This is a genomic window from Acinetobacter sp. 228, from assembly GCF_048147885.1.
Window position 1 is genome coordinate 1 of record NZ_JAYWYV010000122.1, and the last position, 1,820, is coordinate 1,820.

At 40.7% G+C, this 1,820-nt stretch carries 3 protein-coding genes; 1 reads left to right on the forward strand and 2 read right to left on the reverse strand.

Annotated elements, in window-relative coordinates; translation table 11 throughout:
- On the forward strand, nt 1-643 hold a 643-nt coding region (gene xdhC, locus VXQ92_RS16515), incomplete at its 5' end, for a xanthine dehydrogenase accessory protein XdhC (protein ID WP_416682556.1).
- 10 nt (nt 644-653) lie between these two features.
- Here the strand turns inward: xdhC and VXQ92_RS16520 are convergent.
- On the reverse strand, nt 654-1,349 hold the full coding sequence (locus tag VXQ92_RS16520) for a Smr/MutS family protein (protein ID WP_416682557.1): 696 nt from the start codon (nt 1,347-1,349) through the stop codon (nt 654-656).
- Between the two features lie 9 nt (nt 1,350-1,358).
- On the reverse strand, nt 1,359-1,820 hold a 462-nt coding region (locus VXQ92_RS16525), incomplete at its 5' end, for an indole-3-glycerol phosphate synthase TrpC (RefSeq protein ID WP_416682558.1).

Here is a 1,820-nt window from a genome sequence, read left to right on the forward strand (position 1 = left end):
GGATTTATCTGGGAGTTTGCAAGCATGGCGAGCTGGAAAGCATATATCGCGTAATGCCTCATATCAATATGCATCCACTTGGCAAACGATGGATAGGGAACAACAACCAAGTTTCGAGTTTCATTCTGGCAGCAGTGAAGAATGGCAATTTAGCCAGCAGATTCAACCAAATACCATGCAAGTGCTGATTTGTGGCGCGGGGCATGTGGCTGAAGCAATTGTCCGTTGTTTATTACCTATTGGTGTGAGGGTGAAATGGATTGATCCGCGTGATGATATTTTCCCATCCGATTTACTGGAACAGGCGTACTGTATAACAACTGATACCTTAGACGCCGAGATCGAACATTTTGACCGTTCAGGTGCAGTTTTAATTTTAACGCACGATCATCAACTAGATCTGCAACTGTGTTTTACAGCCTTAAAACCTACGGCAAAACCATTTGCTTATGTTGGGATGATTGGCTCAAAAAGTAAAAGGGCCATTTTTGAAAAACGTATGCAGGTGCGAGGTTATACTTCGGAAACATTACAACGTTTGGTTTGTCCGATCGGGATAGACGGGATTTCATCAAAACAACCTGCAATGATTGCCATTGCAGTAGTTGCTCAATTATTACAGGTATTTGATGTAAAAAAATGATCCCAAAGGATCATTTTTTTTGTTCAAATTTTGGATTTTTTTCTGCACGTTTAAGCAGTACGAGAACAGCACCTGTGCCACCTTGGTTTTCAGGGGCACTTACAAATGCCAAAACATCACGATGTTGGCGTAGCCATCCGTTGACATAGGTTTTTAAGACCGCTTCTGGGCCTTTACCATGCACAATTTTAATGACATTTTGATTTTCATCTTTTGCCATCTGGATGATTTGTAAAACTGCGTCACGTGCTTGTTCAATGGTACAGCCGTGTAAATCTACAGCTTCAAACCAACGCATCTTGCCTGCTTTTAAGTCTTCAAAAACCTTATGTTGAAGAGTCGCAATGCGATAGCTTAACGTTGCTTGGCTTGCGACCGGATTTAAAGCAGCTTGTGTATCTGATAGCTCGGCATGTTCGGTATCACGACCACCTTCGGCAGCTGCACGTTTCGCCAGTGTTTGTGCATCAACTTTTTTGGCACGTGGGGTATTTACATCGGAAATATTACTATTGTTGATGGGTTTAACGCCTGCAACAGCCTGTTTAAATAGATGTGTGTCTTCCAATTCTTCAGACTCAGCCTGAGATTTTTTAGACTCAGGCTGATTTGCGATTTTGCTTGAATGAGGATTGGAGATTTGCTTTTTAAATTGCTTCAATAACTTTTGTTGCTCTTTAGAAAGCGATGAATCTTTATTACTCATATATCTTCATTAAACCGTTTGAGGTTGTCCAAAAAGTGCAGTAAAAGCTTGATCTGGACGTGGTTGTTTCATAAAACTTTCGCCAACCAAGAAACTGTGAATATCATGCTCTTGCATCATACGTACATCATCTGGTGTCGCAATACCACTTTCAGTGATCAATAAACGTGAGGCCGGAAGTAATTTTTTCAACCGAATAGTAGTATTTAAATCTACATCAAAGGTTTTTAAATTGCGGTTATTCACGCCTAATAGACATTGCTCAGAAAGCTTTAAGGCACGCTCTAACTCTTCTTCGTCATGAACTTCAACCAATACATCAAGTTGATGCTCAAACGCAGTTTTAGACATTTCTTCGAGTTGCTGGTCAGACAAACAAGCAACAATTAATAAAATACAGTCAGCATGCAAAGCACGTGCTTCAACTACATTGTACGGGTCGACCAAAAAGTCTTTACGTAAAGCAGGTAG

Coding starts and splice junctions, on each gene's coding strand:
- VXQ92_RS16520 (WP_416682557.1), bottom strand. CDS start 1,349: ATGAGTAATAAAGATTCATCGCTTTCTAAAGAGCAACAAAAGTTATTG.